The sequence below is a fragment of the uncultured Bifidobacterium sp. genome, from assembly GCF_959020145.1.
Classification (GTDB): Bacteria; Actinomycetota; Actinomycetes; order Actinomycetales; family Bifidobacteriaceae; genus Bifidobacterium.
On the sequence record NZ_CAUEQY010000043.1, the window covers coordinates 1 to 8,563 of the forward strand.

Genomic DNA, 8,563 nt, shown 5'->3' on the forward strand with positions numbered 1-8,563 from the left:
AGACTCACACAACCGGTCCGGATGCGAAGCGATAATCGCATCCGGGCTTTTCTTATGCGATATCGATTCTTATGCGATATCGATATTGAGATTGCCATCGCATGTTTCTGCTGTCTGACAGGACGTATTGATATGGTTGATTTCGCCGAAAGAATCGCTCGAATGCACTGGTGCAGTGTGTCCGGGCGATTTTCATATGTACTGAATATTCGTGTGACATTTCGAAACGAGCGACGAAATAGAAGCAAGAACGAGAAGCGACAATACAAAACAGGAAAAGCAGGAATAGAAACAAGAGATGACTGAAGATAATCAACATAATGCAGGTGAGCAGCAGACTCCAATGCAGCCGCAACCGCTGCCGGGCCAGGTGTTCGTACGCCCCGGCATCGATGACCGTCCCGATTACGAAAAAACGCTGACCGAAGAGACCAAAGCGGCCCTGAAGCGCTTGGCCGTACAGCAGAATCCGCGCGTGCCCGAGGCTTCCAACGAGCGTCCGGAAGTGCAGCAGACCCTCATCAACACGGAAGGCGGCTCCCCGCTGACCGCGTTCGCCCATCTCGACGCCGCTGTGCCGAACCTCGAATCGTCGTTCCTTGACCTGCGCGATCCGATGACCGCGCCCGACGGCACCACGCCCACCAAACCGCAGGTGCATCGTCTCACCGCCGGCTTCGCGCTTGGTGCGCTGCTGTTCACCGCGCCGATGGCCGCGCTCAACTCCGTGCTCATTCCGCAGACCATCAGCCGTCTTTCCGGCACCGACCGCGTCACCGATCTGGCGCTGCTCAGCGTCGTCGGCACGCTGTTGACGTTCCTGATGAACGCGTGGATTTCCGTCGGATCCGACCATTCGTACTGCCCGCTGGGCCGCCGCACCCCGTGGATCATCGCCGGCACGGTGCTGACCGCCACGTCGGTGGCGATTCTTTCCGCATGCGATTTCATGCCGTTGGTCATCGTGTTCTGGCTGTTTACGCTGATCGGACATGCGATGGTATCGATGCCGCTGGCGGCCGCTTTCGGTGAGCGCGTGCCTGACAAGTTCCGTGATCGTGCGGACGCGTGGCGTGGCGTTGGCCAAGCGTTCGGCCAGGTGTTGGGCATTATCGCGGCCGTTTCGATTACGTGGGCTGCCGACGATTCCGGTTGGGATGGCACCACGCGTTTCGCCATGATGGTGTTTGCGTTGTGCCTGGTGGTGGCTGGTGTGGCTACGTTGCTGGTGTTGCCGTTTGAGGGTTCCAGCAGCTATTTGCCTCGTGAGGGTGTGAAGAAGGGCGATTATTTTTCGCAGTATCGTCCGCCGAAGGGCGCTCCGAAGTTCTTCATTGCGTTTGCCGCGCGCATGTTTGCCATCGCAGCCACTTCCGGCATTGCGATTTACCAGTGGTATCTTGCGCAGGATGGTTTGGGCGATGTTTCGCAGGTCACCATGTTTGGTTTGTCCGGAGCGGCTGCGGTTATGTCGATGATGGCCGTTGCCGCGTTCGTCGGCTCGCTGTTGGCTGCGCTGCTGCTTGGCCGCATCGCCCGCGCTTTCAAAGATTCCCGTATTCCCGCGATTGCCGCCTGCTTGTTGTTTGTGGTTGCTGTGGTGCTTCCGTTGACGCCGATCGATAGTGCTATGGCGGTCGCGCTGTATGCGCTGTTTGCAGGTTTCGCGTATGTGGTGTATGACGGCGTGAGCCAAGGGTTGAATCTTGCGACGTTGCCGGATGTGCGTTCCGTTGGTCGTTCGTTGGCTGCGTTCAGTTTGGCGAATACGTTCGGTTCGTTGATTGGCGCTGTCGTTTGCGCGATTGCGATTGCGGTGACTGGCGAGTATCTGCTGATTTTCGCTGTTGCCGCCGGTTGCATGGCTGTTGCGGGCGTGCTGACGTTGCTGCTGAAATGATTTGGATGACCTGAGATAATCCGAAAAACGAATATCAAATTCAAAATTGCGCGTCCACATAGTGAACCTTTAGTAGAAAGGGTCTGTGGACGCGCTTATCTTTACGGCTTAGTTCGAGCGGATAATCCGCCGAATACAAGACTTTGCGAAAGGAGGTTCGCCACGATGAACGGAATGGTTGCACGCGTACTGCTGTCCGCACGAATTATTATTCCGCTTTCGTTGGCGGACTGATTCGAGCAATGCAGCTTCAATCCCTCGCCAACGGAGGCAGGGTTTGAGGCGCGCAAAACACACACGTTGATGGCCCTGCATGTTGCGGGGTCTTTTTGTTGCCGCCCACAAGGCGTAAGGCAACGAAATGAAGACTGCACACAAGAGAATAGAAGAAAGACGTTATCGGCGCATGTTGGGAGCCGGTAACGCATGACAGACGTAACAGGAGTAATCCAATGAGTGCAGTCGAAGCAGCCGCTGGCAAAGCGCAGGCAATGGTGCGCGATTCGGTGAAAACCGTGATCGCCGCTTCCATGGTCGGCACCGCCATCGAGTTCTACGACTTCTACGCATACGGCACCGCCGCTGCGAACTATTTCCCGAAGGTGTTCTTCGGAGACACCACCAATCCGACCGTCGCGCTGCTGGCCAGCCTGCTGACCTTCGCCATCGCGTTCATCGCACGCCCGCTCGGATCCTTGGTGTTCGGCCATTTCGGCGACCGCATGGGCCGCAAGACCACGCTGGTGGTTTCGCTGTTGACCATGGGCATCGCCACGTTCCTGATCGGCTGCCTGCCGACTTACAGCCAGTGGGGCATTGTGGCCGTCGCCGCGCTGTGCCTGTGCCGTTTCGTGCAGGGCATCGGTCTGGGCGGCGAATGGTCGGGTGCCGCTTTGGTGGCCACCGAGAACGCTCCGGAAGACAAGCGCGCGCTGTATGGCTCCTTCCCGGAATTGGGCGCTCCGATCGGTTTCTTCCTGTCGAACGGTACCTACTTCCTGTTGGAAACGTTCAACGATGACGATGCGATGCTGGCATGGGGCTGGCGTGTGCCGTTCCTGCTGTCCTCGATTCTGGTGATCGTCGGCCTCGTCGTGCGAGTGCAGATGGAGGAGACTCCGATCTTCCGCATGGCCCAGGAGCAGAAGAAGGTCGTCAAGTCCCCGTTGACCGAAGTGTTCAAGAAGAGCTGGAAGGAAGTCATGCAGGCCACGTTCCTGGTGGCCGTCACCTACACGCTGTTCTACACGTTGGCCACATGGTCGCTCGCTTGGGGCACCAAGAGCGTGGAAGACGGCGGTGGCAACCTCGGCTTCACCAACCGCGAGTATCTGCTGATGCTCATGATCGCCGTGTGCGTGTTCGCCGCATTCATCATCATCTCGTGCGTGAACGCCGACAGGTTCGGACGTCGTCGCGTGATCACCATCTCGTCGGTGCTGCTGGTGGTGTTCGCCCTGCTGTTCCCGTATCTGCTTGATTCGGGTGTGGTGGGCCAGCGCAATTTCGCGGCAACCCTGCTGTTCCTGTGCATCGGTTTCGCCTTGATGGGCACCGCGTTTGGTCCGATCGGCGCATTCCTTCCGGAACTGTTCGACGCCAACGTGCGCTACTCCGGCTCCGGCATCGGCTACAACCTGGCTGCCATCGTCGGCGCTGCGTTCGTGCCGACCATCGCCACTTGGCTGTCGCACCATTGGGGTGTGCATTCCGTGGGTCTGTATCTGGGCGTGATGGCGGTCTGCTGCCTCATCTCGGTGATCACCTGCAAGGAAACCAAGGACGTCGACTTCACCAAGTGAGTCGCATTCGATACTCCCGAGTGCCGAACTTGGTACTCCCGTGTACCACTACGAAAAAACGTTTGACGCAAAACATAACCACTATGTGAACGCCAGCAACCAATATAAAGAAAGCGGGACTAGAACAGTTCCGCAGGAGAGGCGGGAGTGATTCCTCGGACACAATCCGGGGGGAGCAACATCCTAGGAATCACAAGCCGCTGCAACAACCGAACAAGTAACAGAAATCGAAAGATTTTTCGGGAAAAGTACAATCCCGAAGCGATAAAAGAAAATAAAAGGAGCGCCAATCATGGCAGCAACTATCTGGTACGAAAAGGACGCCGACCTGTCTGTGTTTGAAGGCAAGAAGGTGGCCATCCTCGGTTACGGTTCCCAGGGTCACGCCCATGCGCTGAACCTGCGCGATTCCGGTGTGGACGTCGTCGTCGGCCTGCGTCCTACCTCTAAGTCCGTGGAATACGCCAAGGAGCAGGGCCTCGAGGTCAAGCCTGTTGCCGAGGCCGTTGCCGAAGCCGACGTTGTGATGATCCTGCTGCCTGACCAGTACCAGGCCGCCGTATACAAGAAGGACGTTGAGCCGAACCTGAAGCCGGGCGCTGCTCTGGCTTTCGCTCACGGTTTCAACATCCACTACGGCTACATCAAGCCGTCCGAGGATCATCCGGTGTTCATGGTCGCCCCGAAGGGCCCGGGCCACATCGTTCGTCGTGAGTACGCCGCCGGCCGTGGCGTCCCGGTCGTCGTGGCCGTGGAGCAGGATCCGGATGGCAAGACCTGGCCGCTGTGCCTGGCTTACGCCAAGGCTCTGGGCGCGCTGCGTGCAGGCGCCATCAAGACCACCTTCACCGAGGAGACCGAGACCGATCTGTTCGGCGAGCAGGACGTCCTCATGGGCGGCATCAACCACCTGTGCGACCTCGGCTTCGACGTGCTGACCGAGGCTGGCTACCAGCCGGAGATTGCCTACTTCGAGGTGTTCCACGAGCTGAAGATGCTGGTCGACCTGGCCAACGAGGGTGGCCTGAACAAGGCCCGTTGGTCCTGCTCCGACACCGCCCAGTACGGCGACTACACCTCCACCGTAATCACCGAGGAGACCAAGAAGCGCATGCAGTATCAGCTCAAGCGCATTCAGGACGGCTCCTTCGCCAAGGAGTTCATGGATGATCAGGCCGCTGGCGCTCCGAAGTTCAAGGAGCTGCAGGAAGAGTACAGCCACCCGCACCTGGAGACCGTTGGCCCGAAGCTGCGCGCCATGTTCTCTTGGAACAACCAGACGGACGCCGATGCCGATATGGCCGAGTCCTTCAACGGCAAGATCGCTCGTACCCAGGTTCAGTGATTTCGCTGTAGCGGCTGCATGTTAAGGGCCGCTGAATAACGTAGTAGCGCAATACGCGCGAAACGTGTTGGAAGCCACCGTCTCACCGCGGTGGCTTCTTTTTTGTTGCTGTGTTGTTTTATGACCGGGATATCTCATATGCGGGATCGCAGTACTGATTGTCGGGGGAGCCGCACGGCTAGGCGGTGGCCCACTTTGTGGACTCAATGCTTATTTAGGAAGGGACGGGAGTAGGATAGACCCCAGTTTGCAGGACAAAATCCATGCACAAAAACACGCGAATTCATCTGCGAATGGTAGAAACCCGAACGCCGGGAGGCGTTCACCCCACTACATAAAAGGAGTGCCAATTACAATGGCTGCACAAATCTGGTACGAGAACGACGGTGATCTCTCGGTCCTTGAAGGCAAGAAGGTTGCCATCATCGGTTACGGTTCCCAGGGCCATGCTCACGCTCTGAACCTGCGCGATTCCGGCGTTGACGTCGTCGTCGGCCTGCGTCCGACCTCCAAGTCCGTCGAGCACGCCAAGGAGCAGGGCCTGGAAGTCAAGTCCGTTCCGGAAGCCGCTGCTGAGGCCGACATCATCATGATTCTGGCTCCGGATCAGTACCAGCGCACCATCTGGGCCAACGACATCGAGCCGAACATCAAGCCGGGCGCAGCCGTCGCCTTCGCTCACGGCTTCAACATCCACTACGGCTACATCAAGCCGTCCGAGGATCACCCGATCTTCATGGTCGCTCCGAAGGGCCCGGGCCACATCGTACGTCGTGAGTACGCCAACGGTCGTGGCGTTCCGGTCGTCGTGGCCGTGGAGCAGGATCCGCGCGGCGACGCTTGGGACATCACCCTGGCTTACGCCAAGGCTCTGGGCGCTCTGCGTGCAGGCGCCATCAAGACCACCTTCACCGAGGAGACCGAGACCGATCTGTTCGGCGAGCAGAATGTGCTCATGGGCGGCGTGAACAAGCTTGTTGAAATGGGCTTCGAGGTCCTCACCGACGCCGGCTACCAGCCTGAAATCGCCTACTTCGAGGTCTGCCACGAGTTGAAGATGCTCGTCGACCTCATGAACGAGGGTGGTCTGAACAAGGCTCGCTGGTCCTGCTCCGACACCGCCCAGTACGGCGACTACACCAACACCTGCATCGACGAGCACGTGCGTGAGCGCATGCAGTACCACCTGCAGCGCATCCAGGACGGCTCCTTCGCCAAGGAGTTCATCGAGGACCAGGACGCTGGCGCTCCGAAGTTCAAGGCTCTGCAGGAAGAGTACGGCAACGTCCGCATCGAGACCGTCGGTCCGAAGCTGCGCGCCATGTTCTCCTGGAACAACGGCAAGGATGACGACGCTGATATGGCCACCTTTACCGGCAAGATCGCCCGTGGCTGATGTGGCTCATTCGGCTAATCGCTGAGTCTTTTACAAGACCGCTGCCCTTACGGGTGGCGGTTTTTTTTGTATGTTCTGTCGCATATTGTTCTAGGATAGATATGTACGGTTTCTTACGGTTTTTCTATAGGAAGAGATGTCATGGTCACTGCGACTGGTCCCGCACCTGGTTCTGAAATGACAACGTCGGCTGAACCTACCGAAGACCGTAGCACGTCAGGAGTTCTGCACGTCGCCGCGATTTTCGCCTCGCATATGGTGTTGCAGCGTAACAAGCCCATCGCCGTGTTCGGCGCGCTTGATGCCGATTGCGCCGGACTTGAGGTTTCCGCGGAAATCCGCGATTTCGATGGTTCCGTGATCGTGCAGGCGCATGCGTACGCCTCCAAAGAGATCAAGAACGGTTTTTCACCGTGGCGCGTCATGCTGCCGGCACAGCCCGAAGGTGGCCCTTACACGTTGCGCGTCACCGCAGGCAACGATTTCATCGAATATTATGACGTGCTTATCGGCGAAGTATGGCTGGCCGGCGGTCAAAGCAATATGGAACTTGAATTGCGCAACAGTGAAGACGCCGAGGAAGCCCTCGATAACTGTGCCGATCCGTTACTGCGCTTCTACAATGTGCCGAAAACCGGTGTGATCAATCGCAACGCCGAACATGCGGCAAGCTGGCAGGAATCATCGCCTGAAAATAGTGGCGTAATGAGTGCGGTAGCGTACTATTTTGCGCGAAAACTGCGTGATGAACTTGATTCCGACCTTCCGATCGGCATTATCGACTGTTATATCGGGGGTACGTCGATCAGTTGCTGGACGAGCGAAGATGCACTGAATTCCAGCGAATCCGGGCGCGGCTATCTTGCGCGCTATGAGCAGGCGATCGCAGGTAAAACGCAGGAACAGTTCGATTTGGAGTACGGCGAATGGCAGTCGCGTTCTGATACGTGGAATGCGTCGATCGCAGCCGCCCGCGAAGACGATCCTGATGTGACGTGGGATACGCTGACCCAACAGTATGGCGAATGCCCGTGGCCGCCGCCGATGACGCCGACCTCGCAGTGGCGTCCGTCAGGCGCGTTCCATGCCATGCTGGAGCGCATTGTGCCTTACTCCTTGGCGGGATTCCTATGGTATCAGGGCGAGGAAGACGAGCCGTATTGCGGATCCTACCGTGAGTTGCTGGGCATGATGATTGGTGAATGGCGTGCGCTGTGGAGCGAAAGCCTGCCGTTCCTGATCGTGCAATTGCCGCAGTGGATTGACAAGAAGGTCGACAAGGGCGACGGCGATCCGATGCTGTGGCCGGTGTTGCGCGAGGCCCAGTGGGATGCCGCGCAGTCCATCGACAATGTGTTCGCCATCTGCACTATGGATTGCGGCGAATACAACAACATTCATCCGGTTGATAAACGTACACCGGGCGAGCGTCTAGGCAATTGTGCGCTTCGCCAAGTGTATGGTATGAGCCGTATTCCGGTGTATGGGCCGACTGTGCTGGGTTTCCGCTGCGACGAAGGCGGCCGCGTACGCCTGTTCTTCCGGTACGCGCACGGCCTGCATTTCAGCGGTACTACGCCCGACAGTTTTGGTGACGAGTTCGCCAAGAGCCTGCCTTCGCTGGTGCGTCTGCCGGAACGTTCCGGTTTCGAGCTTGCCGGTGCCGATGGTGTGTTCCATCCGGCCTACGCCGCGATTTTCGTGGATTGCGATATTGACGATCTGGTCAACGCAAAGGTCAACGTGGTCGATTACAACGCCACGGAATTCGGTATTCCGATCAACAGCCGCAGTATCGGCACGATTACGTTGGCCACGCCGGAAGTGCCAGCGCCGGTGATGATGCGCTACGCATGGCGTAGCTGGGGTCCGGCACCGTTGTTTAATGACAATAATCTGCCTGCTCACCCATTCAAGCTGGACCTGACCGATCACACCGACTCTGATCACGCTGAATAATCACGTTAGATAGTTGCGTTGAACGGCTGCGTCACATGATTGTCGATAGTTGACGATGCATAGCGTGCGATTGCTGTGCTTATAGTGTGCTGCAATCGCACGCTTTATATTGCGATTGAAGTCCTGCTGATCGCACGTCAGTCAAATACGAATCAAATACC

General features: G+C 57.8%; 5 protein-coding genes. All 5 read left to right on the plus strand.

The window, feature by feature from the left end:
* Nucleotides 1–298 precede the first annotated feature (298 nt).
* Complete coding sequence (locus tag Q5H33_RS07535) at nucleotides 299–1,900, plus strand: MFS transporter (RefSeq protein ID WP_004222967.1); 1,602 nt, start codon at nucleotides 299–301, stop codon at nucleotides 1,898–1,900.
* Nucleotides 1,901–2,352: 452 nt separating this feature from the next.
* Nucleotides 2,353–3,702: an MFS transporter gene (locus Q5H33_RS07540; RefSeq protein ID WP_302423837.1), complete on the plus strand. Its 1,350-nt coding sequence runs from the start codon at nucleotides 2,353–2,355 to the stop codon at nucleotides 3,700–3,702.
* Nucleotides 3,703–3,994: 292 nt separating this feature from the next.
* Nucleotides 3,995–5,047 (plus strand): ketol-acid reductoisomerase, encoded by a 1,053-nt coding sequence (ilvC, locus tag Q5H33_RS07545; protein ID WP_302423839.1) that lies wholly within the window; start codon nucleotides 3,995–3,997, stop codon nucleotides 5,045–5,047.
* A gap of 355 nt (nucleotides 5,048–5,402) precedes the next feature.
* Nucleotides 5,403–6,443: a ketol-acid reductoisomerase gene (gene ilvC / locus Q5H33_RS07550; RefSeq protein WP_065439811.1), complete on the plus strand. Its 1,041-nt coding sequence runs from the start codon at nucleotides 5,403–5,405 to the stop codon at nucleotides 6,441–6,443.
* A gap of 141 nt (nucleotides 6,444–6,584) precedes the next feature.
* On the plus strand, nucleotides 6,585–8,402 hold the full coding sequence (locus Q5H33_RS07555) for a sialate O-acetylesterase (RefSeq protein WP_302423841.1): 1,818 nt from the start codon (nucleotides 6,585–6,587) through the stop codon (nucleotides 8,400–8,402).
* Nucleotides 8,403–8,563 lie beyond the last annotated feature (161 nt).

What these genes read in the sequence shown, in the direction of transcription:
- Q5H33_RS07535 (WP_004222967.1), top strand. Translation starts at nt 299, where the DNA reads ATGACTGAAGATAATCAACATAATGCAGGTGAGCAGCAGACTCCAATG.
- Q5H33_RS07555 (WP_302423841.1), top strand. Translation starts at nt 6,585, where the DNA reads ATGGTCACTGCGACTGGTCCCGCACCTGGTTCTGAAATGACAACGTCG.
- Q5H33_RS07540 (WP_302423837.1), top strand. Translation starts at nt 2,353, where the DNA reads ATGAGTGCAGTCGAAGCAGCCGCTGGCAAAGCGCAGGCAATGGTGCGC.
- ilvC (WP_302423839.1), top strand. Translation starts at nt 3,995, where the DNA reads ATGGCAGCAACTATCTGGTACGAAAAGGACGCCGACCTGTCTGTGTTT.
- ilvC (WP_065439811.1), top strand. Translation starts at nt 5,403, where the DNA reads ATGGCTGCACAAATCTGGTACGAGAACGACGGTGATCTCTCGGTCCTT.